Origin of the sequence: Bacillus sp. RB3, assembly GCF_030164735.1 — a bacterium.
GTDB lineage: Bacteria > Bacillota > Bacilli > Bacillales > Bacillaceae_G > Bacillus_A > Bacillus_A cereus.
Genome location: NZ_JASNGE010000002.1, coordinates 21,092 through 44,767, shown reverse-complemented (window position 1 = coordinate 44,767; position 23,676 = coordinate 21,092). Strand labels below are relative to the sequence as shown.

Genomic DNA, 23,676 nt, shown 5'->3' with positions numbered 1-23,676 from the left:
AAATAAAATCAAAAGGAAAGGAGTCCTCTATTATGCCATTTGTCACTGTTTATCATCCTGAAAAATTATCCGATAATAAGTTATTAAAAAATGTAAGCAATCAAATTCACCATTCGTTAATTGAACATTTCAATATTCCTGAAAATGATTATTTTCAAATGTTTTTACCTTATCCTTCTCATCAACTTTTTTATAATTCATCTTATCTTTTAGAAGGTTCATTAAAACGATCCAATAATATGATTTATATTTCTATTACATGTGGACCTGGGAGAACAATTAGTCAAAAAAAAGATTTATATAAAGCTATAGCCACTAGTACAGCTAATACTTTACAAATCTCTACTGCTGATGTTTTCATTACACTACACGAGACACCTATGGAGAATTGGTCATTTGGTCAAGGAATAGCTCAAATGTTAAATCAACATAATAACTAGACTTTAATTTTCCTTAAAACAAAATAAACTTACCGCTTTCTATAACTATATAGAAAGCGGTAAGTTTATTTTGCTAGGAATATTGGAATGAAACTCTGGTGTATACACAATAGAAAATGAATATCCCTGCATAATAAATGACACTTCATTATGTTTACATTCAAATGGCACATTATTTTTCTTAAAGTTAATTTGGATTCGCTGTAAAAATGCGAGATCCGCTGTTCCGAAAGAAACATGAACTTTCGGTGGTAAAGCTTTCATCGCGATTGGAATCCAAGGTCGCTGCCACCAAGTTGCGACGACATAAGCAGTGCCACCAACTACAAAATTAAAAATATCCCCGTCTTCCATCGTTTTCATATTTAGATTTGATTTCAGCCATTCCCTAAAAATAGGTACACTTTTAACAGGAAGACCAATTTCCCTTACATATAAAATGTTTAAAGGTGACTGCGGTACTAATACATCTTCTTTAACATAACTATGCGCGATAATTTCGAGTAGATTTCCATCTCCGTCTTTAAAGTATAAATTGAATCGACCATCCTCTTCATCAATTATATGACCATCTTTCCATTTCGCAATGAGTAATCCAGACTCCTCAAGCCATCTTGCTGTTTCATGAAATTTTGAATATGGGATTTCAAAAGCAAAATGTGCAGGTGCAATTGGTTCATACACTTCTTGAAAACTAATTGTTGTATAAGGTGTTACTTCAAATTGAATGAAAGATGCTGTTTCTTTTTTTATTGGAAGAGATAATATGTCCTTATAAACTTGTTTTACCCCTTCTATGGAAACCGTTTGTAGTTTTATATCTGATATATGTGTAATCACTTTACATTCCCCCTCATTTCTTATTATCTATTCGTATTGTATTACACTTATAAATAGATAAAATCAAACGGAAGAATGGATTTTTTATATAGAAACTACAACTTTAGTATGAATATGTTAGCTTCTTTCATTGCTAGTACAGTAATGTTTCAAAACAATTATGCTCCATATTTCATTTTTTTGATTAACACTTTACTTATTTTTATTTTTTTAAGTTTCCCCTGCATTATTTCCATATAAAAAAGCTGCCTTTCCTTAAACGAAAAGCAGCTTTTACAATAAAATACATTAAGATTTTACAGCAATAATCATAAATCTTTTTGAATTCGTACGAATCCCTTTTTCAGAACTATTCGTATCAATGAACTTTTCTAAAATAGTAAAATCCTCTTCCTCTTCCCCAAATTTAGGAATAATAGGCGTATGTTTTAATAAGAAAATGAGATCTTCAGGCGTACTGTAATAATCAGTAACATCATATTCACGTACTTGCACGAGTTCAAATCCTGCATTTATAAGTTCACCCATATACTTTTCTTTTAAAGTTCCATCTCTTTCACCTAAGCATTGACCTCTCCCAAATGTCTCTTTTAGGTTTAATTTATCATGTTCGCTAACTTGTTGCGTTAAGAAAAAAGCACCCTTTTTCATTACTTTTGATAATTCAGTCGCTGCAAATGGTGCATGACAACTTGAAGCGATATCAAAATGCGCATGTGGAAACGTTAAAGCTCCAGAACCCATTTGAAGAAACTCAACATTTTGTACACCTGATTTTTTCAAATTAGAATGTGCCGTTTCAATCATGCCGTTAGAATTATCAATTCCAATTAACAATTTAGCTGATGATGCTATGTTAAGTACATTTTCTCCTCCGCCTGTACCAACATCAAGTAGAATGTCTGATGATTTACATCTTTCTTTCACTTCTCCATAAAAGTCCCATATTTCTCCTACAGTTTCACATTTTATTTTACTAAAATCCCATCCATTTAATCTTCCTACTTTATCATAAAAGCTTTTGTACTCTAATTCATTCACCTTATAACTCCCCTTTGTAAAAACGAATTAAATATGTATAATAACCTACAACACTATTTAATTATATATTATAAAATACAAATTATTAAAACACCATTCCACTTCGTACGACGCTAAGTTTACATAACAATTTTATAGTTCACCTTTATCTATATGTTCTAAATGTCCTCTTCCCCAACTACACATACTATCCAAAACAGTACTGACTGTTTTTCCATGTTCAGTTAAGCTATATTCTACTTTAGGTGGTATTTCTTGATAAATTTCGCGTTTTATTAGTTGATCTTGCTCTAATTCACGTAATTGCTTTGCTAACGTTCCTTGAGATATATCTGGTATTAATTTCTTTAATTCACCAAAACGTTTCGTCCCATCTGTTAGCAAAATAAACAAAATGAGTGGCTTCCATTTCCCACCGATTATTTGTAATGTCGCTATTACCCCTTTTAACTTCGGTTCTTGTAAATCCATTTTTCTCACCTCTCCACTGATATCATAAAGTGAAACTTTAATCAGTGGGGGTTTTATTCATCCCCCACTGATTATTAGTTGAACCAATCGGACGTTTACGGGCAGTTGATCTCTCACCTAACTTCCTCGCATTTTCCTAACTTTGAGGTGAGAGTTTTACTGCCCGTTAATGCGAGATAAACCATATTTAGCAATTTTTCTTATTACTTATCCGCGTAAATAGCGATTAGTACGAAATTTGCGACTATGTACATACAAAGTGCGTACTTTTCACTTGATCCCTTTTAGCGAATAATAAAAGCATAAGTTATATTCTAAAGTTTTTTATTAAAGGAGTGGCTAAAATATGTCTATTACTACATTAAAAGATAAGCGTATTGTTATCATTGGCGGGAGTTCTGGTATTGGATTAGCAACGGCAACACAAGCAATTAAACAAGGTGCACATGTTATTATTGCAGGGCGTTCGGAAGAAAAATTAAAAATTGCTAAAAAATTAATAAATAGCAATCATCTCCACACTTACGTATTGGATAATCAAAATAAAGAGCAATTACAAAATTTTTTCAAGACAGTTGGGAACTTTGATCATTTATTCACACCCGGAGCCTCTTACACACTTGGACCAATTACCTCTACAGAGGAAATTGCTGAAAGTAGCTTCATCGGAAAGTTTTGGCCTCAATATTATGCCGTAAAATATGCCATCCCTTTTCTTTCAAACTCTGGATCGATCGTGTTAATGTCCGGTGCCTTTAGTCAAAGACCAATTAAAGGTGCGCCTGCTTACGGAGCTTGTAATGGGGCTATTGAAAGCTTAGGGAAAGCTTTAGCTGTTGAATTAGCTCCTATAAGAGTTAATGTTGTTTCTCCTGGAACGATACAAAGAGAGAATGAACAAAACGAAAATAGACTAGCTGCTTATGAATCTTATAAATCTCTTTCTCTTGTAAAAAGGCCTGGCCATAATAATGAAATTGCACATACTGTTCTATATTTAATGCAAAATAGTTTTACTACGGGTAATGTATTATTTCCAGATGGAGGGTACACATATCATTAAATTATTTAAGACAAAAGCCCCTTATTACGGTGGCTTTTGTTGCTAATGTAAACATTGCTGAAATTTCCAAAAAGATGGTTGCATTTCTTTATTACCAACAGGTTGGTTTTTAGAAGATTCATTAAAGGAATCCATTATAATCCGCTCATTTTGTACATTTGCAAATAAAATTGTGCTAGTAGTTGACGAATCAAATCAAGAAGTAATTTATCTTGATATTTATGGATAAGTTTATAAAGAAAAAAGGCATATAAATAATGCCTTTTTTCTTTATCTTCATTTAACTGGATAACAAACTTCTGTAACCCACTTATTAGGATCGGATTCCATCGCTGGGCTCACATGATAAATATTAAACATCGGGCCTGCTAATTTGTAACCCTCTGTCTCAATCCATTTTGCCGCAGCCTCATTTACAGCTGTCATCTGTTCATAACTTCCATTAACTGTTATAGAAGCTACATTAGTCGATTCCATATTTTTAAATGTAACGTCTTTTGTATTTTCGTGCTTACCTAGAATACTTAGCTGTATTTCTATATCTACATCATTTTCTTTGTATTCACGATCATGGAAAACCGCAATACTATAACTCGGTTGGGCAATACTAATATTTTCCATTTGAATTTCTTGCATTAATACACTCCATAAATCACCTTCGCAATTATACGATGGAATAATCTTTCTAACACTAGCTACAGTTCTTTCTGGAATTTCTTTTATTGAAACATGATAATTCATCTCAACAACATCCTCTCTCATCGTTTTCATTGAGTCTTCGAGGAGACGTAATTGTTTTTGGAGGTTATTCATGTCTTCTTTAATTTGAGCACTACGATTTAAAAATTGCTCTTTTATGGTATCTATATTATCGCATTCTATTATTTCTTTGATGGTAGCAATATTAAACCCCATAGCTTTTAACGTTTGAATTTGATTTACTTTTTTTAATTGGTCTGCTGAATAAAATCGATATCCACTCTGCTCATCGACTTTTACTGGTTGTAGTAATTCCACTTTATCGTAGTGTCTCAACATTCGTATACTAATGGAAGATAGTTTTGAAAAATCCCCTATTTTAAACATGATTTCCTCCTATAAGTTACATCTACTTTGAAGCTCAACTTTATCTTAAACAATGACATTGTGTGAGAGTCAACTGTTTATAACGTTTGAATTATATTTCTTTATTTACTTTTATATCCTCTTCCTTCTTTAGGTTATAAAAATTCACTAATTGATTCGATCGCGACTAGCAATCAATTAATTTACCTTCATATGAACCTCTATTCTTATTTCTCATTAAAAGCGTATTTATAATATAATAATTACACAATGAATATAACCTTTAAAGTGATTACCCTCTTACTTCAAGAACCTTATCTTTATATATTCCAAACCATTGTTGCCATTCATCTTTAGAAAATTCTTTCTCTTCTCCTTCTAAAACGTAAGAAAAAAGATTTAAACAAATATGCCAACCAGCTATATCTCTCGGTGTATGATCTGTTAATTCATGAATGTACTCTTTAAGGAATAAAAGAGTACCATTTTCCTCTTTATGTATTTCAAATCGGACACGATCTTTATCCCAAGTAAATTCAAGTACTGAGTTTACTTGACACTCTAAAATATCAATGTTTATGAATGAACCGTTCATCATGTCGAACTTTATTATTCCACCCGTTTTAAGGCTTTCAATCTGTAAATTGGACATCCATTTTTTCAGCTTACTGTTTTCTGTTAATACAGACCAAACTTCTTCTGCCGTATATGGAAATTGGCGTTCAAATTTCACAATATATCCATCATTTAGTTTCCCAATTTCAGCTATCATTTTGATTGCCTCCTTATATAGAATATATGTTCTCATTTTATTTTACACGAATATAAATATAAAATAAATATTTATGTCAACGAAGTGTTAATTTAAATTGAATGACGCTGAGAAAAACTTAAATATTTTCTAAATCGAGTTATATAGTATTGAAAATTAAATATAGATTTACGTACAAATAAAAAAGCCGCATTTGCGACTTATGAAATCATAGGATTAACTCCTTTTTTGGTTGAATGATTAGCGCTTAATCGCATCAACAATTAGCGATGGAAAACCAAGTTTATCGCCTTTATTTCTAGAATCATACCTTTTCGAACGGAAAATAACACCGTCGTTTGCATCCCATTCGTTGTAATAAAACTGACCATTTTCATCACAATATTCAAGTAAAACTACCTCGAATCCAGCAGTTTCAAACATTTTCTTTAATGTTTTATAATTATGAACGATTTTATGACTTGCTGCTGGATGATCTTTCGGACCGGGTCCCCCTATTTGAACTATATTTTGATATACCTCATCCTGAAAGAATGCATCAGGGACTCCGCACCGAATATGACCAGATGGTTTTAAAAATTCATAACAGATTTCAGCTGCTCTTACACCTTCTTCAAAAGTAAGGTGTTCCCATACATGCTCAGCTAAAATAGCTGAAATAGAGTTGTATTCAAATCTTTCTTCCCACGTAGCTTTATCTAGTAAGTTAAGTTCATCTTCTTGCGTTTGAATCCAGCCTGGATTATTATTAAACACTCCAGCTCCGACAACTACTTTAATTTCGTCTTGTTTTATTGCCACCATGTTCACCTCTTAAACATTTTAATTCATTAATATATTCTATGTTTACTATTATCCTTCCTCCTTCAACAAATGTAGTAACATGAGTCCAGTACAATACCGAACTCATGCCCTAAAAACTCTCTAACGCAACAATCTGTCTAACTCTATAAAATCAGTTCATAATATACGATTTTTCTTACAGAAATATAGCACACCAAACATTAGCATAATACCAATTACGTAAAAAATTGTTGTTCCGCTCCCACCAGTATTAGGAATTACCCAATTATTCTTCGCATTTTTCACTGTTATTTTTTGTGTCTTTACTGCTTCTGTAATTTCTATTTCTATTGGATCTCTAAGTAACATGTATCCGTTCGGTGCTTTTATTTCTTTAATCGTATACTTACCAATTGCTAATTGGTTGGAAATTACCTTTCCTTTTTCATCCGTTATTAATCTACTAAGTTCTTTCCCTTCTTTATCTAACACTTGAAATACAGCGCCTTTTAGCTTTAATTCACTATCCTTATCATCAACTTTTTCAATTTCAAATTGCCCAGTCGGATCTGGCAATTTCTTATTTTCTATTTTAATTTCTACTACTGTATCTTTTTCTATTTTTACAGCTATTTTATCTTTTAATAATTCATAACCTTTAGGTGCCTCTATTTCCACTAGGGTATAGTTTCCTATTGGTAAGTCCTTTGATATCATTTCTCCTTTTTCATCTGTTATTAACTCTCCAACTACTTTTCCTTTTGCATCTTCTATATGAAACTTTGCCCCTGCTAGTTTTTTATTTTTATCACTTATGTCTACTTTCACAAGCTTCATTTTTCCCATTGGATCTGGCAATTTCTTATTTCCTATTTTAATTTCTACTTCTGCATCTTTCTCTACTTTTACAGCTATTTTATCTTTTGATAATTCGTAACCTTTAGGTGCTTCTTTTTCCACTAAAGTATAGTTTCCTATTGGTAAGTCTTTTGATATCGCTTCTCCTTCTTCATTTGTTACTAGTTCTCCAACTATTTTCCCATTTAAATCTTCAATTTTAAACTTTGCTCCCACCAATTTTTTATTATCATTATTACTATCAACCTTTTTTATTTTTACTTTTCCTGTACTAGGCTTGTTCCAATGTTTCCAGTTAAATTTGAAATTGTGAAACTCAAATCCACCAGTTTGTTGTACCGCACCAACAAATGCTTGTCCATTAATCGAACCGCCTTTTGTTTCTAATACAGCATTGGGAGCAAACACACTCCCAACTACACCATATCCCTCTGTTGTAATTTTTTTCGCATTTGGAAAAACCCAAATCATTTTCCCATATAGCTCAGTAAACGGGGAATTAGGCGAATATGGTTGTGATGTAGGAACTATATCTGTAGCCTTTCCAATATTGTTCGTGTCATATAGAATAGACCCATTTTTAAATGTAACCTCTATTGCATCTGAATACATTACAATAAAATCTTTGTCCTTAGCATTGGGCAAAAATACATCTCTTATATCTACACTGATTTTCCCTGTCAATTCTGATGAAACATAAATATTAGGATTGTTTATATCTTTTCCGATTCCATGACTCATATTTGGAATTGGGGTATTCGTTTTATATTGACCTGCATTTTTACTAACTTGGTTCACTATATTGCGAAATTCATTAAATTTCGCGTCAATTTCTAGTTTTTCTTTATAAACGATACGATCATAAGAAGATTGTATGATGCGATCTGGATCACTCTCTTTTGTCATTACGACTATTCCGTTTTGAATGATAAAAGATTCTTCTCTTGATTTTTTTAGTTTTCCAGACAATAACAAGGACGGATATCCCTCATCAACCCATTTTTCACCTACTATATTAGATGTTCCTGCTGCTGCACCTACAATCGTATACCCCGATGCATCCATATCACCTTGAACTGCAATTGCTCCTTCAATGTCGCCACCTATTGCTTTATGGTTACCAAAGACAACAGCATTATAACGCGATATATCTCCTAGACCTTCTAAGGTAGTCGTGGATCCATATGCTTCTTTTGGTACATATACGACAAAACTTACACTTAACATTAACAAAACAATAAAATGAATACTTACCAGCTTTAATCGTAGCCTCAATTCCTTTGTTCCCACCTTTACCGTATTTTTTTTATAATCGAATAAAATGAATTTTTATTAATGATGATTTACTTCATCCCCTATATACCGTCTTTACTTATCTTTGAATTTCCGGTCCCACTTCCCATTAATGCAGGATAAATACATTCTATCGAGTTAACTTTTTCTTATAAATTACGACTAGAAGCACACATAACAATAGGATTGTAACTATTACAGTCCACTTATTAAATATAAATATCTCTGTACTCACTTTTTGTTTTTCTTTCTCGTTTAACTCCACGCGCTCACCTCGAACTAGCAATCTATTGGTGTTTACTCCATAAGGCGTACACGTAATTAAAGTTGTATAATCTTTATTTTCTACAATTTGTAGATCGTCCGTTTCATGTGGTAACACTACTTTAATTTGATCTACTTTATAAGCAAGAACTTTGTCTAAAGAATGAATATAAAAAAGATCTCCTTTGCTCAACTTATCTAAATCTGTAAATAATTTTGCTGATGGTAAACCACGATGCCCTGTTAAAATAGTATGCGTACTTTCTCCACCTACCGGGAGCGAAGAAAAATCTAAATGACCTATCCCGCGACCCAATACTTCCTCAGAGGTCCCTTGATAGATTGGCAGTTTTATATTAATTTTCGATATTTCAATATACCCCATTACATCTCCTAAATTTAACACATCAGCATACGCTTGATGATTACTTTTTTTTTCAGAAAATGGATCTGTAAATGTTTTCGCAGAAGTTTGAACTTGTTTATTATATTCGGCTGCTTCTTTTTCCCTACGTTCGACTTCTTTCTTTTGTAATGCTTTAATCTTCTTATCGTAAGAGCTAATCTCAGAATAATGTGCACGAGTCGCCAACCAATTACTAATAGTAGGATATAAAAAAATACCTAATCCAAATAAAAAAATACCCCCCAAAACAAGATTTCGTTTCATATTTCCACCTCTGTATATGCTTAAATATCGAAAAGAGGGAAGCATTTTGCTTCTCCCCTTTTCCCATAGTTACATGTTCCTAAAATCTTAATTTCTAGCAAACTTTTTTCTAAAGAAAACAAATGCCGCTGTAAGCATTAACGTAAGGCCTATTACAGTAAAAAGAGTCGTTCCTATGCCACCCGTTACCGGAAGAATCCATCCACTTTTATTATTTTCAATCGTCAATTTAACCGTTTGATTATTTTCACTAATCTTTACATCAATGGGATCTTTTAATAATTGATAAGATGCTTTTGTACCATCTTCTTTTGTATATGTTGGTGCTTTCGTTTCAAAAATTTGATAGTCTCCATATGGAATGTTAGACCATTTAATAACACCATTTTCATCTGATACACCTGTTACTTCTTTTCCTGCTACGACAACTATTTTTCCATTATTATCTTTAAGTACAAACTCTGCACCTTTTAATTTATTCTTATTAGCACTATCAATTTTTGTTAACTCAATTATTCCAGTTGTCGGAATAACAACTACAGGTTTAGATTCCTTTTCTCCAATTACATCATTTTTATTTGTAAAATGTATTTTTGCTGTATTTAAAATTTCCGAACCAGATGGTACTCCTTCTTTTACTTGGGATTTAATTTGCAAATGAAATTCTTTTTTACCATCTAATTTTGTGAAATCTTTTACTGTAGCTGTTACTTTTTGACCTTCTATAGCTACCTCAACAACGTTTGCATTTACTTCTGCTCCATCAATTTTCACGATTGGCTTTCCTTGAATCACTAAACGATTATCCAAAGTATCTGTTACCACATATTTTTTGTATTCCTTAATGTCTTCTGGAATTAATGTTTTAATATCATAATTATAATTAGTTAAAGGATTTATTGGTAACGCTTCCAATTTTCCGTTAATTTTTTTATCAATTGTTGGTTCTTCATTGTTTTTCACTTCTATTTTAACTACTGTACCAGAAGTAATAGTTCCATCTTCATTAATTGTTCCGGAGTTCTTAACAAAAAACTCACGTTTAGTTGGATCTATTACGTAGCCTTTCGGAGCTTTTGTTTCTTGGAAATAGTATTCACCATACTCCAATCCTTGCACGCGAATATGACCATTAGCATCTGTTACTAACCCTTTTTTCACTTCTGTACCATCTTTTTTAAATAAAGAGAATACTGCACCTGCTAATGCTTTTTCATTTACACCAGTTTTTATTAAATCCACTGCACCACGTTTAATCTCATTTTTGGGATACATGTGAACATCATAGTTTAGCACCTTACCCTCTTTATTCGTTAATGGGATATCCACTGTATACGTATTGGGATTTAGATTAACATGTGGAGGTCCTGCCACTTCTTTCACCTCATAACGTCCTAGCGGAAGATCTTTTAATACAGCTTGTCCGTTATCATCTGTTACTACTTGATTTGGAGTGGCTCCCATTACAGGTTTCACGTCTTCTTTTACGATTTTCCCATCGTTTGAAATTTTTTCAAAAGAAGCAACTCTTTTCACTTCAAACGTTACACCTTTTAATGGTTTCACATCTTTTGGCACCTCTTGATTTGCAGAACCGTCACCTTCTAGTCCCTGCGCTCCATCTTTTTCTTGTTCATACTTATGAATCGTTAAAGTACCTTTAGATGGTGAATCTGCCTTTACTAATACACTAGACCATGTAGAAAATGTTAAGAATAACACTAAAAGCACACTAAATATTTTTTTCATTTCTCTTATCCCCTTTGCTACTTCTATCATTTTAAAAATTTCTTTATTACTATTACCTTCTTAAAAGCAATAGTGTGCCAAGTATCAGATTTAAACGAATAACATAAAACATAGTCGTCCAACAATCCATTGTTTACAATCACTTATTCACTTTTCTTATCTTCTATTATTACGTTGTCTCTCCGCATGATATATGTAATTTTCTCCCCTAAATTACACGTATATCCCTATTTCAAGAATCATTACATTTGTTACATAATAGCTTTCACTGCTAATTTCGACTAGTCACTTACTGTCAATCTATTCATATCTCACTTCCTATCCCTATTTAAAATCCAATCTTAATCATTTTTTGATACATATAAGTAATAACCAACAAATAAGTGTGACGATTCATATTTTACGTTACTGTCCAAAACTATTACCTGTATATTCAAATAATATGTGCTATTCATGTTAAATTATGGTATTATTCTTAGAAGTTTATAACTTTTATTTATATTTTTTATTGATAAAGGTTTTCCGTATCTACTTATGAAAAAGGAATATATGTTTATTTAACTATTACGCATAACTGTAAGGAGGAAGAATATGACTAAAAAACTCAGTCTAGTTGAGATAGAGTACATTTGCAATATGTTTTTTCAATCTTTCGAAATTCCAGTTTGTTTTTTAGATTGTAACAAAAATATTCTTTTAGAATTTAAATCCAAAAATGATTCACATTCGTTATATACATCAAAAATAGAACAGTTACATATGCTTTTTCAGAGAAATGATACATATAATTCCCCCATCTTCAGAACTCACGAATATCTAGGGCACTTTATTTTAATTCACATAAAGAGCGATTATATGGTGAACGGTACTGTTATTATTGGGCCCTTGACACATGTAAATTTTTCTACAAGTAAAGCGGATAGTAACCTTAATTTTATTCCAAATTATAAAAGAACAAGAGACCATTATTTTTCATTGTCAGTCAAAGATCAAAATTTCTTTGTAAATATAGCGATATTGTTCTATAACATTCTCTATAAAAAAAATTCAGATGTAAGCACCTTTTCAAATAACAGTGACTCACTTCATATAAGTCATAGCAGCATCTTAAACGAAGATGTATATATTTCAATGCAAAAAGACGAATCCATTTATCATAATTTATATATAGAGCAGCAACTACTTAGTTCTATAGAAGACGGGGATAAAGAAACCGTCCTCAAATATTATTATGAATTCCAACAAGAGACTCTTTCATCTTTATCTTCATTCCATCAATTAAGACGTCATAAAAACATTTGTATTTCATCCATCACGCTCGCTACTAGATATGCGATAAAAGGGGGACTTCCATCTGGGATTGCTTACAAAATTTATGATTTACATATTCAAAGAACAGAAGATTTAAAAGACAAAGAATCTGTTTGGGATTTATTAAAAAATGCTTTTTGTACCTTTGCAGACCGTGTAAAGGCACAAAAAACACAGCAACATTCACAGACTATTGCTATTTGTAAAAACTACATTTTTAAAAATATTTACAATCCAATATCTGTTAAACAACTTGCTAAATTTGCAAATGTGAATTCAGATTATTTATCTATATTATTTAAAAAAGAAGTCGGTATTTCATTAATTGAGTACATTCAACGTGAACGAGTCGAAGAAGCAAAGAAATTATTAACTTTCACCACCTATCCCTTATCAGATATATGCGCTTCGCTTAATTTTAGCGATCAAAGTTATTTCACTAAAATTTTTAAAAAATTCACCAATGAAACACCTGGTAAATACCGAAAATCTCATGTTGTCATTTAGAGTGACACTTCCATTAAAACAAAGTGTTTTCAGTAACTTATCAATGGCAAATTAGAAGTACTCCTATATTCATGAGCTATAGGATTTATACTATTTTCAAATTAAAAAACACGTTACTATTCTTTTATTTTAATGAGAATAGTAACGTGTTTTATATGTAATATAGTTCTGTAGACAGAATAGTATCCAACTGCAAATTTTTATAAAAGCCAAATGTACCGCTTAACTATTAAAATCTTAATAAGTAAAAAATCCATATTTCGTTTTATTTACTTTCTACTTTATTTCTTTTGAATACTGAACTCTTTTCTTCAAACGAATGATCCCTACTATTATTTTTGTATCTTTCTAAATTTGCGAATCAAAGTGAGTACTGTACCTGCAATAATCATCAATATGCCGATTGCTGCACTGTTAGTTGTACTTACACCCGTCTTTGGCAGCTCCTTATATGTATATTCTTTTTTATCGGTATTACTGTTATTTGAGATATTATTGTTATTTGTCTTATTAGCAAGACCATTAGGTTTGCTAGTTTCTTTATCTTTCACTAATACTTTTTGTATCGTATTTACCTCATTACCCACGGAATCTCTTACACTATATATTATTTCATAAATACCGGCTTTATTTGTATCTATAGTTCCTTCATACGCTACTTTAGAAGTAAGGTCACCGTCTTCTTTGTCAGTAGCTGATACTCCTATCAACGGATCAAATTGATCACCCTCAGTAATTGAAGTTGTAGCAGGTACTTTTAGTATTGGTTTATCATTTTTAACTTCTTCTCTAACTTTGACCGTTACAGTTTGCTTCGCCGTTACTTCATGGCCTTTTGAATCTGTAACTGTGTATTTTAATACGTAAGTACCGGCTTTATTTGTATCTACTTCACCATCAACTTTGATTTTAGAAGTAAGATCACCGTCTTCTTTATCGATAGCTAATACTTCTGCCATTGGAACAAATGAATCTCCTACATGAATTGTCGCTCCAACAGGCACTGTTAATTTAGGTTCTAAATCTGATGTTTCGCCATTTCCCTCTACAATTACAGTCTGTGTAGCCGTTGCATTCCCCCCTTGAGAATCAACAACCAGGTATTCCACAATGTATGTACCTGGTTTTGAAGTATCTACATCGCCTTTATGCTTTACTTTATTTGTTAAATCACCATCTTCTTTATCAACAGCTTTTACATTTCTCATTGGATCAAACGTATCACCTACACGTAGTGTAATCGTAAACGGTACAGTTAACTCTGGAGCTTGGTTTCCTGCTGTTTTTTCGTTTTCTTTCACCGTTCCTGTAATTTTTGCCGCATCAAAAGCATTTTGGACTGCTTGAACTTCAATTGAGTTCGTTCCATATTTATTAGCTGCGACTTTAAGGCATGCCAATTTCAATTCAGAGAAATCAGAAGTCATGTTTAATTCATCAGTATTTGCATAATAGAAAATATCAAACATTTTATCTTCACCAATACCATTTACATTTACACCGTTATGAGTACCACCTTGTGCAATTAAATACGCAACTTTATTAATAATACTTGAATTAAAATGTACGCCTCCATAATCCTCTCCATTTAAATCATTATATTTACTATAATCATCGGGATACGGTAGTCCTTCTGAAAAATTAATTGCAGTTGGATTTTTCATATTACGAAAAGTCGATCCAGTTTGCTCTCCTATTGTCCAGTTAAATTCCCCATTATTTATGTATTTCTCTATAGCCGTTCCCATAATATCCGATAATGCCTCGTTAATTGCCCCAGATTCTCCTGAGAATTCAAGGTTAGATTCACTTGATGTAACTGCGTGTGTAAATTCATGACCGGCTATATCGAACGCTTTTACCATAGGATCTCCATATAAAAGCATACTGATGTTATTAATATTAGTACTAAATGCATTCTCCCAATTTTCAGGATCATTTGTTCCTCCAGAATCCCATGCATGTACAACTGAAACTACTTTTTTTCCTTTATTATCAAAACTATTACGATTATATTTTTCTTTATAAAAATCATATACCTTTGTTGCTAAGAAATGAGCGCTTACCGCCTTTGGATCATTAAATGTTGTTGAAGCGCTAGTTGCTAGTATGCCAGGATAATAACTTTCTTCATTTGTAATATCTCTATAATTTACATCATATGTCTCAATTCCTTGCCCTCTTGTGTAATCAGCAAGCGCATAATTCCCACTGGTCTGTTTAGAAATACCAAATGTACGAGTTACGCCTAAATCATCTTTTCCTGTTCCAGTTAATGATGTGAAATTGCTAGTTTTATTTTCCTTAACGGATTCAACATACTCTTCACTTATTTTCAAACTTGATTCTTGTACCATATCTTTTAACATATCGCCATTATGAGCATTCACTAAATAAGTTCCAGATACATAATTTGGTGTTGTAGCAGCAAATGTAACTTGATATGCATTGCTAGCCTGCCCATGATTTTCATCAACAAAAATAACCGCCTTAACTTCTGGTTCAGAAATAAATTTAATGTCGTTTCCGTACTTTTTATAAATATATTGTTTCGCTTCTTCTTTTGATAAATTAATAGGTTTCTTTAAATCTTCTTGTGTTAAATTTTGTGCGCTAGCTCCTGAAATGCTTTTAATAATACCTTTTTTATCTACGTGAGCAGTTAACTGGTGGCCATACACTTCTTTTCCTTCATATATTTGTTGCATGCGCACAAGTGTAGTTCCATCATAAGAACCACGTTTTTGAAGAACCTTGTAATCTACTCCTGTTTCTGCACTAACTTGTTTTGGAGACAATGCATGCTCCGTATTTTCCTTAAGTGCATCTTTCACTACATTCTCTGGCGCCTTTTTTGATGGTTGTGTAAGATCACCTGTACGGAATGAATCCTCTTGAATTTCAACTTGCATTTGACCAGGTTCCTCTGCATGACCTACTCCATATGGTGTTACACTTGTTAAAACAAATCCTGTTGTTAATGCAACTATAGCTATTTCTTTTTTATTTCCCATGGTATTTACCTCGTATAAATTTCTATTATTTATATGAAACTGCTAAAATGTATACAATCTATTCCTAACATAAAAAGATGACTTTTGTAATCTACAAAAGCCACCTCTTCAATATATAATATCCCTAAAATGTTTTTAATACATAATTTCTATACAAAAAAGAAAAAAGCATTCATTAACGAGCATTTTGCAATACTTTTATTAGGTCATTTATATTTTCAACTTTCTGCTGAAACTGATCAAATCTGTTATGTAGCGATGAAGGATTTTTATCTTCAGTTGAAATAACTTGTTTTAATTCATTTTCTAATTTATCATACATATCAAAAAAATTATCAAATTCTACACTTACAAGCTCTTCATTTTCGCGATAGAATCTTTTTGCTTCTATATAAGTCATATATGATTTATTTAAAAATCCTAATGAAATTAAATATTTAGAAGTGTTTTCTTGATAAATAGCAATATCACATGCTATTTTAATATCAGAATAAGTCTTTTGAACGAGACAATGCAATTCAAAAATCTTAAACTTTAATCCATTATTCATTTCATCCCCTCCCATCGTATCTATTCTACATAAAATTAGAATATTATACAAAGAAAATTATTAGCATAAAATTGACAATTTAAAAAATAACTTAAGGATAAACAAAATCCCTCTCATTATAAATTATAGTTGCGGAGCATTTACCAACATAACAGCAAAATAAAAAACGAAAAGAATAAATCTTTCCGCTCTTAGAGTAATAAATACATTTCATATTGCGCTAAAGAATTCTTTTCAAATCCACATTTCTTTAAAAAACCCTCCAATAAATTATTGTTAGGAAACCCAATTGATAAACTTGATAAATGTAATTCTTCTCTTGCTACTTGTAATAATTTCATCCCAACACCAATATTTCTATAATCTTTGTCTACGAAAATAAAACTAATTTTACCTTGTTCATTTACACATAGAGAGCCTTTTAAGTCATTATCGACATATGCACCATAAAATACATTATTTGTTTGTTCGATATAATCAATATCATTTTGCCAATTTATATGGAAGTTTAACCATTTCTGAATTTCATCTTTAAAAGTTGGAAATTCTAATTGTTTTACTTCAATATCCTTACAATCTTTATTCATTATTTTAGTCAAATCATTTAAATTATAATAAGAAAGATCGTACACTTTTTCATAGCCCAACTTATTATAAAAATGAATCGCTCGGTCGTTTCCTACAATGACTTCGAGAAAAAGTTGCTTACATCCATGTTGAATCGCCTCTTCTTTATGCAGTTCAAATAATTTTTGACTCACACCAATACCGCGGTAATTAGGATGAACCGCTAATGTTCCGCAGCGCATAGTCTTTATACTTTCATAATCTTTTATACCACCTAATATTACGCCAACTGATTTGTCACCGTCTAAAGCAAGAAAAGAATGTTCTAGCAAATTACCTTCTGGTCCCAAAAAACGGTGTATAAAATCCCCTTTTGAAACTTCCATCTTAATAATATAATCGGAAAATCCATCTTTAAAAGCTTCATATACTAAATCAATATTTACTTCACTACACCTTTTATATTGAATCATATAAAATTGCCCTCCAATTGCTTGTATTAACCTCAACATGTACCCATATAATATATTCCATCTATTATAAATTTCAGCTCTTAATTTGAAATGAACGGACATTTCCCTACATATAACTCACTTTTAATTTGTTTTATAACAAACTATCTATTATTTACTACATTAATCTCATAAACACGTAAAAAAGCAATTAAATGCTCACATGCTCTTTCGCATGCTAGCATTTTAAAGATTTTTTGTTCTTCTTTCGTTTTATCATTAGCCTGATCTGAAGCAGCTTTTAAACATAGAAATGGTTTTTTATTTATTTGACACACATAGGCGAAAGCTGCTACTTCTTGATCAACTGCCAATGCTCCATATACGGTATGGAGTAAATATCTCATTTCCGAACTACGAATACGTTGATCTCCTGATAAAAATGTGCCGAAATGTATCGGATCATACGATCGTATTTTTTTTATTCTTCTTACAAGTGATTTTGTTGTTTCAATAGGTGCTGTTCTACCGTTATATAAATTAAAAACATCTTCCCCTGAACCAGCAGCAGTAACATCGTGTTGTATTGCGCTTAGTGCCACTACAATATGACCGTTTTGCACCTTGTTTGATAAACTTCCGCATATTCCTGTCATAAACAACTCATCTGGCTGAAACTCACTAATTAACAATTGTACACAACTAGCGCAGCTTACTTTACCAACACCAGTAACAACTGATATAATTTCCAGCTCATTAATAGTATGAAAATGAAATTCCCAAGCTGCTCTTTTTTCAACACGTTCACTTGGATAATGTTGATGCAAATACGTCAGTTCTGGTTCCCATGCAGATACAATTGCAATACGTTTCATTACACGCTTCACTTCCCCTATTGTCATTTAAATAAGTTATCTATATTTTCTCGTTCATAATCTGGAATCCATTCTTTGTATTTCTTATATAAATCTCGTATTATTTCTTTATTCTTCGCAATTACTTCACATCCTCTATCATCATACATAAACATGACAATATCTTTCGTTGCATTTATGAGAAATACATTTGGATAAGAAATTTCTTTTTTTCGTCCAAATCGAGGATACAGAGCAGAGAAATCCTCATGATTAGCAACTTGTATAAGCGATTCATATTTAATATGTTCCGCAAGGCATTTTAAAGAAAAATGATATGTACAATATAAATCTGCTTCTTCATCTTCAAATAAAAACGGTAACGTTTCTTATCTTATATGAAATCTTAAATCTCTTTTCTTAATATATTTATTGTATACATTTATTTTCTGTGGAGTTTTTATATTTTCCTTTTTAAATCTATAAACATTTGTCACTACAAACACTACATCTTCTTTTGAAAATATGTCTTCAAATAAGAATTTATTATATGTATATAGTTGAGAAAAGTATTCCGTATTTAAATTGTCGGTTCCTTCTACAATTTGATATTTATCTTTTCCAAAATCAAATTGTAAATGATTTTCCCACTAAGAATATAAGTAGGGTACTAATGTAACTCCTGGAAATGTTTGATTCATATATTCTTTTAATTGCATTTCCTTGTCCTTTCTACTGTACAATTCCTTTTAAATCCCAGTATGCTTCTTCTAGCCATGGATGTATAACTTTCAATGTATCTTTCCTTTCCCACAAATATGAAATATATACAAAAGCTGCTTTTTCCAAAGATTTTTCCAATCCTTTTTTTATTTCTATTAAATATGGTGGTGTCCCTTTTTGATCCCATTCTATTTTATCTGCAACAAATAATACTAAATCCATCTTCGTTGCATGTTTACGCAACGTTGTGTGGCAACAAATTGCATTTAAAATCTCTTCATCTTCTACTTTAAATATTTCTTTTGCGATTACTCTCGATAGTTTTTGATGAATGATCATAGGAAACTTTCTTTCTGCTTCCACTATTTCTACACCAAATTCTTCAGCAACTGCAATCCGCTCCTCGTTCGGAAAAATGCCACTAATATCATGTAAATATCCTGCAATTGCTGCTTTTTCTTTATCTACGTGAAACTTTTCTGCAATCTTTTTTGCCTCATTTGCCACACGAATTGAATGTTTATATGTAAACTCTTTATTATATTTTAGTAGAAAAGCTTTAATATCATTTTCTATTTTTCCAGTTGGAGTAAATGAATATATATCATTACATAACATAGAAAATCCCCCTTATAACTAACTTTCATTATAATGTAGGATCTAAATATCCTCGTTATTTTATATTCGTTATTAATCTTTTTACTCCTTTTTAATACGTTACATGAAATTTTATACAGAATCATCGCTACAAGTACATAAATGTTTGATATTATAGTAATGTTGATGATTTGTAAGGAAAGGAACTACACAATGAATAAAAATATATTAATTATTGATGATGATAAAGAAATTGTTGAATTACTTGCTGTTTATTTGCGAAATGAAGGCTATAACATTTATAAAGCTTATGATGGCGATGAAGCATTGCAAAAGGTTTCTACATATGAAGTTGACCTTATGATTTTGGATATTATGATGCCAAAACGAAACGGATTAGAAGTTTGTCAGGAAGTGCGTGAAAATAATACTGTACCAATTCTAATGCTTAGTGCAAAAGCAGAAGATATGGATAAAATATTAGGTCTTATGACAGGTGCCGATGATTATATGATCAAGCCATTCAATCCATTAGAATTAGTAGCAAGAGTGAAAGCTTTATTACGAAGATCCTCTTTCCAAAACGCTACTTCGCAAAAGAATGAAGATGGTATTATTCGTATTCGCTCTGTTGAAATACACAAACATAATCATACTGTTAAAGTAAATGGAGAGTATATTAAATTAACCTCTATTGAGTTCGATATTTTATATTTACTTGCAAGTAATACAGGAAGAGTATTTAGTTCAGAAGAAATTTTCGAACGCGTTTGGAATGAAGATGGTTACGGTTCAAATAAGACTGTAATGGTTCATATTAGCAACTTACGGGATAAACTTGAAACAGTTATAAATGGAGAAAAATTTATTCACACTGTTTGGGGAGTTGGCTATAAAATTGAGAAATGAAGCATTTGATATATTAAAAGATATCCCTAAATGGAAACTTATTTTTTGGCTCTTATTAGCTATCACACTCACGCCTATTACTGAGTTAATTATTTATCGCCTCGTTACGAGTGTAATTGAGAGTTCACTTACTCTAACTGAACTTGGTAAAGAATTCATTCGAATTTTTGGTTATGAAAAGTATAAAGGGATTAAAGAATCGTTATGGATGATGATTGTATCTTATTTGTTTTTATTTTCTATTTTTTCATCCTATCTTTACATTTTTTATCGCCACGAGAAAAAACTTTACTATGAAACTTGTATTAAAAAAATGATAGAAGAAATTCGTTATATTGCAAATGGAAACTTCAATCATAAAGTTTCTATTGTAAATCATAATTATCTAGAAGAATTAGCAATCGGGGTCAATGAAATTGTTGAACAATTAAAAGTCTCCATTGATGAAGAAAGACAAGCGGAACAAGCAAAAAGTGAACTTATTACAAATGTATCACATGACTTACGCACTCCCCTTACTTCTATAGTTGGATACGTAAATTTAATCCATCATGATAATTATAGAGATGAAGTAGAATTGCGATACTATATTCAAGTCATTTACGATAAAGTAACTCGTCTTAATGCATTAATGAATGACTTGTTCGAATATACACGTGTTCAAAATAAAGAGTTAAGCTTGTATTCTGTTCCTATTGACATAGTAGAGTTACTTGGACAATTAACTGTTCAATTCCGTATACAATTTCAAGAAGCAAATATAGAATGTCGACCTTCTTTCCCATCTCAAAAGCTCATGGTATTAGCTGATGGTGAAAAATTAGTGCGTGTGTTTGAAAATCTTATTATAAACGCTATCGCTTATGGAAGCGAAGGTCGCTATATTGACCTTACTGCTTATGAAAGCAATAATATGATTACAATTGATATAACAAATTACGGGCAACCTATTCCTAGTACGGATTTACCTCATATTTTTGAACGTTTTTATCGCGTTGAGAAATCTCGCTCTACAAACACTGGTGGATCTGGACTTGGATTAGCTATTGCAAAAAGTATAGTCGAATTGCATAAAGGAACAATTGAAGTATATAGTGATGATGAAAAAACAACATTCACTGTAAAACTACTCCCATACAAATGTTAATATTATAAATAAAAAGTTCAATTTCTTATCATATAAGAAATTGAACTTTTTCCATTAATGCCCAAAACTTAATAATCCTTTATAATTCTTTAGAAATTCTTTACCTTTTCTTTCTTCCTAATTAAGCATTCCTTTTTACAATACTAGTATTGATGTCATAATAGGAGGATCGCTTATGCAATTCTTAAAAAAATTCGCTATTTTATTATTATCTTTTTTCATTACTGCACTTATCGTTTTATATTTTTACCTTTATGTAAATGGTCCGATTATTCAAGCTAAATCAGCTATTTTAATAAATGCTAATTCAGGTGAAATTGTTTATAAAAAAAATGAAGAAACTCCAGTACAATCAGCTGCTTTATCTAAATTAATGACAGAATATATCGTATTGGAGCAACTAAATGATAGAAAGATACAGTTAGATGACTTAGTACAAATAAGTAACGAAGTTTTCCGAGTAGAAACAAGCCCTATACAAGTAACATCGAATGATAAAACAACGGTTCGTGATTTACTTCATGCATTGCTACTGGCAGGGAATAATCGTTCTGCACTCGCTCTAGCAGAACACATTGCTGGAAATGAAGATAACTTTACAATATTAATGAATAAAAAAGCAAAAGAACTAAAGTTATTACAACCATCTCCATTTCTAAACTCTACTGGAATTAATAATAATACAAATAAACAATCAACTACAACAGCGATAGACGCAGCTAAACTAGCAGCACGATTAGTAAAAGATTTTCCAGATGTATTGAATATTACGAAACTAACCTCTTACCAATTTACCTTCAAAGATTCCCAGGTTTTCAATACGAATAAAATGATATATTCCCTTAATGAAAACATTAAACTTCAAGGTGTTGATGGCTTACAAACTAGTTTTTCAACTAACGGTAATTATAGTTTTGTCAGTACAGCAAAACTTGGAGATACTAGACTAATTTCAGTAATATTAGATGCAGATGAAGAAAACATTTCATTTATTGAAACAAAAAAGTTACTACAGTATGGTTTTGATCCTTCCTCGTACTCTGCACTCCAAGCTTTTAAAGACGCCCTTACATCTTGGACAATATTGCTTCAGTTTAAAAATTTAATTATACAAACTATAATGATTTTTTTAATCATTACCACCTTAATGTTTTTACATATACGTCAGAAAAAATCCGAGGATTTCAATTAAGAAATCTTCTTATATATAAAACCGACTTGCGCTTAAGATGCAAGTCGGTTTTTAATTCTATCATCCTCTTCAAATTTGCTGAAACTGGTTGCAAGTTTAACTTCCTCGCCCATTCAGACAGCTGACCAATATGATGAATTTCATATCCCATTACATGTCTTAAAACCTATGTTTTTTGAGGCATACATCCATCTCTGTTTCCTTTCGTTGTGTTCGTTTGTTTAGTTTAAATGGGTTAATCTATTAATTCTATTAAATCCAACAATTGAACTATTACATTTTAAAGTTCTACTCATATACTATAGTAAATTACTAGAAAGGAGGTTTAACTATGGATAGTTGCGTTGTATTTGTAAACGGACAACCTTTTTTAGTTCTTTCAGTAGCTGGTATTGAAATTGCTAGATTAGAGATTTCCCTTCAAGTAGCATTAGCTCTAAGAGTGCTTGGGATACCAATCTGTGATTAATTACCAAATTAAAAGAAAAAGAGGGCATTAGCCCTCTTTTTTTATTTTCTTCTCACCTTTTCTTAACAACAAACA

21 protein-coding genes and 1 pseudogene are annotated in these 23,676 nt (G+C 31.5%); 7 read left to right on the top strand and 15 right to left on the bottom strand.

The window, feature by feature from the left end; all coding sequences use genetic code 11:
- Window positions 1-32 precede the first annotated feature (32 nt).
- Window positions 33-440 carry a tautomerase family protein gene (locus QO049_RS03035; protein WP_048657161.1) on the top strand — a complete coding sequence of 136 codons (408 nt, stop codon included), beginning with the start codon at window positions 33-35 and terminating at the stop codon, window positions 438-440.
- A 45-nt stretch (window positions 441-485) separates the two neighbouring features.
- Here QO049_RS03035 and QO049_RS03030 read toward each other — a convergent pair whose 3' ends face one another.
- The 3 genes from QO049_RS03030 to QO049_RS03020 form a co-directional block, all read right to left on the bottom strand.
- The gene (locus tag QO049_RS03030; RefSeq protein WP_071739142.1) at window positions 486-1,280 is read right to left on the bottom strand and encodes a VOC family protein; all 795 of its coding nucleotides are present in this window, start codon (window positions 1,278-1,280) and stop codon (window positions 486-488) included.
- A gap of 288 nt (window positions 1,281-1,568) precedes the next feature.
- A complete protein-coding gene (locus QO049_RS03025) occupies window positions 1,569-2,321 on the bottom strand; it encodes a class I SAM-dependent methyltransferase (RefSeq protein ID WP_058839802.1) in 753 nt (250 codons plus the stop codon).
- Between the two features lie 132 nt (window positions 2,322-2,453).
- On the bottom strand, window positions 2,454-2,792 hold the full coding sequence (locus QO049_RS03020; protein ID WP_016110039.1) for a winged helix-turn-helix transcriptional regulator: 339 nt from the start codon (window positions 2,790-2,792) through the stop codon (window positions 2,454-2,456).
- A gap of 346 nt (window positions 2,793-3,138) precedes the next feature.
- Here QO049_RS03020 and QO049_RS03015 point away from each other — a divergent pair, with 346 nt between their 5' ends.
- Window positions 3,139-3,855, top strand: coding sequence for an SDR family oxidoreductase (locus tag QO049_RS03015; RefSeq protein WP_053512864.1), 717 nt, complete (start codon window positions 3,139-3,141; stop codon window positions 3,853-3,855).
- 276 nt (window positions 3,856-4,131) lie between these two features.
- On the opposite strand, the gene QO049_RS03010 is transcribed toward QO049_RS03015, so the two are convergent.
- The 6 genes from QO049_RS03010 to QO049_RS02985 all read right to left on the bottom strand — a co-directional run bounded on the left by QO049_RS03010 (window position 4,132) and on the right by QO049_RS02985 (window position 11,309).
- Entirely contained in the window at window positions 4,132-4,941 is an 810-nt protein-coding gene (locus QO049_RS03010) for a MerR family transcriptional regulator (RefSeq protein ID WP_000472633.1), read from the bottom strand.
- A 271-nt stretch (window positions 4,942-5,212) separates the two neighbouring features.
- Entirely contained in the window at window positions 5,213-5,692 is a 480-nt protein-coding gene (locus QO049_RS03005; RefSeq protein WP_246962816.1) for an SRPBCC family protein, read from the bottom strand.
- Window positions 5,693-5,932: 240 nt separating this feature from the next.
- Entirely contained in the window at window positions 5,933-6,496 is a 564-nt protein-coding gene (locus tag QO049_RS03000) for a class I SAM-dependent methyltransferase (protein ID WP_246962814.1), read from the bottom strand.
- 156 nt (window positions 6,497-6,652) lie between these two features.
- Entirely contained in the window at window positions 6,653-8,608 is a 1,956-nt protein-coding gene (locus QO049_RS02995) for an MSCRAMM family protein (protein WP_098535392.1), read from the bottom strand.
- Window positions 8,609-8,756: 148 nt separating this feature from the next.
- Entirely contained in the window at window positions 8,757-9,560 is an 804-nt protein-coding gene (locus QO049_RS02990) for a class C sortase (protein ID WP_080296745.1), read from the bottom strand.
- Between the two features lie 87 nt (window positions 9,561-9,647).
- The gene (locus QO049_RS02985) at window positions 9,648-11,309 is read right to left on the bottom strand and encodes an LPXTG cell wall anchor domain-containing protein (RefSeq protein ID WP_246962810.1); all 1,662 of its coding nucleotides are present in this window, start codon (window positions 11,307-11,309) and stop codon (window positions 9,648-9,650) included.
- A 591-nt stretch (window positions 11,310-11,900) separates the two neighbouring features.
- On the opposite strand from QO049_RS02985, the gene QO049_RS02980 reads away from it, so the two are divergent.
- The gene (locus QO049_RS02980) at window positions 11,901-13,127 is read left to right on the top strand and encodes an AraC family transcriptional regulator (protein WP_000162832.1); all 1,227 of its coding nucleotides are present in this window, start codon (window positions 11,901-11,903) and stop codon (window positions 13,125-13,127) included.
- 332 nt (window positions 13,128-13,459) lie between these two features.
- Here the strand turns inward: QO049_RS02980 and QO049_RS02975 are convergent, their stop codons facing one another.
- From QO049_RS02975 to yqeK, 6 genes and pseudogenes are all read right to left on the bottom strand, one after another.
- The gene (locus QO049_RS02975) at window positions 13,460-16,141 is read right to left on the bottom strand and encodes a M4 family metallopeptidase (RefSeq protein WP_284489114.1); all 2,682 of its coding nucleotides are present in this window, start codon (window positions 16,139-16,141) and stop codon (window positions 13,460-13,462) included.
- A 175-nt stretch (window positions 16,142-16,316) separates the two neighbouring features.
- Window positions 16,317-16,691, bottom strand: a complete 375-nt coding sequence (locus tag QO049_RS02970; protein ID WP_001059023.1) for a hypothetical protein — start codon at window positions 16,689-16,691, stop codon at window positions 16,317-16,319.
- A gap of 191 nt (window positions 16,692-16,882) precedes the next feature.
- Window positions 16,883-17,731, bottom strand: coding sequence for a GNAT family N-acetyltransferase (locus QO049_RS02965; RefSeq protein WP_098286710.1), 849 nt, complete (start codon window positions 17,729-17,731; stop codon window positions 16,883-16,885).
- A gap of 143 nt (window positions 17,732-17,874) precedes the next feature.
- Window positions 17,875-18,612: a phosphorylase family protein gene (locus tag QO049_RS02960; RefSeq protein ID WP_002101023.1), complete on the bottom strand. Its 738-nt coding sequence runs from the start codon at window positions 18,610-18,612 to the stop codon at window positions 17,875-17,877.
- Window positions 18,609-19,283: pseudogene (locus tag QO049_RS02955) on the bottom strand (DUF3885 domain-containing protein). The gene QO049_RS02960 and the pseudogene QO049_RS02955 overlap by 4 nt, the downstream one beginning before the upstream one ends.
- A 13-nt stretch (window positions 19,284-19,296) precedes the next feature.
- Window positions 19,297-19,905 carry a bis(5'-nucleosyl)-tetraphosphatase (symmetrical) YqeK gene (yqeK, locus tag QO049_RS02950; RefSeq protein WP_000882443.1) on the bottom strand — a complete coding sequence of 203 codons (609 nt, stop codon included), beginning with the start codon at window positions 19,903-19,905 and terminating at the stop codon, window positions 19,297-19,299.
- 192 nt (window positions 19,906-20,097) lie between these two features.
- Between yqeK and QO049_RS02945 the strand changes: the two genes are divergently transcribed.
- The 4 genes from QO049_RS02945 to QO049_RS02930 all read left to right on the top strand — a co-directional run bounded on the left by QO049_RS02945 (window position 20,098) and on the right by QO049_RS02930 (window position 23,601).
- Window positions 20,098-20,793 (top strand): response regulator transcription factor, encoded by a 696-nt coding sequence (locus QO049_RS02945; protein WP_001038807.1) that lies wholly within the window; start codon window positions 20,098-20,100, stop codon window positions 20,791-20,793.
- Window positions 20,783-21,940, top strand: coding sequence for a sensor histidine kinase (locus tag QO049_RS02940; protein WP_001243309.1), 1,158 nt, complete (start codon window positions 20,783-20,785; stop codon window positions 21,938-21,940). The genes QO049_RS02945 and QO049_RS02940 overlap by 11 nt, the downstream gene beginning before the upstream one ends.
- Window positions 21,941-22,115: 175 nt before the next feature.
- Window positions 22,116-23,132, top strand: a complete 1,017-nt coding sequence (locus QO049_RS02935; RefSeq protein ID WP_246962806.1) for a D-alanyl-D-alanine carboxypeptidase family protein — start codon at window positions 22,116-22,118, stop codon at window positions 23,130-23,132.
- A 331-nt stretch (window positions 23,133-23,463) separates the two neighbouring features.
- Window positions 23,464-23,601 (top strand): DUF3956 domain-containing protein, encoded by a 138-nt coding sequence (locus QO049_RS02930; RefSeq protein ID WP_000376554.1) that lies wholly within the window; start codon window positions 23,464-23,466, stop codon window positions 23,599-23,601.
- The last annotated feature ends 75 nt before the right edge of the window (window positions 23,602-23,676 follow it).

What these genes read in the sequence shown, in the direction of transcription:
- QO049_RS02985 (WP_246962810.1), bottom strand. Translation starts at nt 11,309, where the DNA reads ATGAAAAAAATATTTAGTGTGCTTTTAGTGTTATTCTTAACATTTTCT.
- QO049_RS02930 (WP_000376554.1), top strand. Translation starts at nt 23,464, where the DNA reads ATGGATAGTTGCGTTGTATTTGTAAACGGACAACCTTTTTTAGTTCTT.
- QO049_RS02970 (WP_001059023.1), bottom strand. Translation starts at nt 16,691, where the DNA reads ATGAATAATGGATTAAAGTTTAAGATTTTTGAATTGCATTGTCTCGTT.
- yqeK (WP_000882443.1), bottom strand. Translation starts at nt 19,905, where the DNA reads ATGTTATGTAATGATATATATTCATTTACTCCAACTGGAAAAATAGAA.
- QO049_RS02975 (WP_284489114.1), bottom strand. Translation starts at nt 16,141, where the DNA reads ATGGGAAATAAAAAAGAAATAGCTATAGTTGCATTAACAACAGGATTT.
- QO049_RS02935 (WP_246962806.1), top strand. Translation starts at nt 22,116, where the DNA reads ATGCAATTCTTAAAAAAATTCGCTATTTTATTATTATCTTTTTTCATT.
- QO049_RS03005 (WP_246962816.1), bottom strand. Translation starts at nt 5,692, where the DNA reads ATGATAGCTGAAATTGGGAAACTAAATGATGGATATATTGTGAAATTT.
- QO049_RS03015 (WP_053512864.1), top strand. Translation starts at nt 3,139, where the DNA reads ATGTCTATTACTACATTAAAAGATAAGCGTATTGTTATCATTGGCGGG.
- QO049_RS03020 (WP_016110039.1), bottom strand. Translation starts at nt 2,792, where the DNA reads ATGGATTTACAAGAACCGAAGTTAAAAGGGGTAATAGCGACATTACAA.
- QO049_RS03010 (WP_000472633.1), bottom strand. Translation starts at nt 4,941, where the DNA reads ATGTTTAAAATAGGGGATTTTTCAAAACTATCTTCCATTAGTATACGA.
- QO049_RS02965 (WP_098286710.1), bottom strand. Translation starts at nt 17,731, where the DNA reads ATGATTCAATATAAAAGGTGTAGTGAAGTAAATATTGATTTAGTATAT.
- QO049_RS03035 (WP_048657161.1), top strand. Translation starts at nt 33, where the DNA reads ATGCCATTTGTCACTGTTTATCATCCTGAAAAATTATCCGATAATAAG.
- QO049_RS03000 (WP_246962814.1), bottom strand. Translation starts at nt 6,496, where the DNA reads ATGGTGGCAATAAAACAAGACGAAATTAAAGTAGTTGTCGGAGCTGGA.
- QO049_RS02990 (WP_080296745.1), bottom strand. Translation starts at nt 9,560, where the DNA reads ATGAAACGAAATCTTGTTTTGGGGGGTATTTTTTTATTTGGATTAGGT.
- QO049_RS02980 (WP_000162832.1), top strand. Translation starts at nt 11,901, where the DNA reads ATGACTAAAAAACTCAGTCTAGTTGAGATAGAGTACATTTGCAATATG.
- QO049_RS02945 (WP_001038807.1), top strand. Translation starts at nt 20,098, where the DNA reads ATGAATAAAAATATATTAATTATTGATGATGATAAAGAAATTGTTGAA.
- QO049_RS02960 (WP_002101023.1), bottom strand. Translation starts at nt 18,612, where the DNA reads ATGACAATAGGGGAAGTGAAGCGTGTAATGAAACGTATTGCAATTGTA.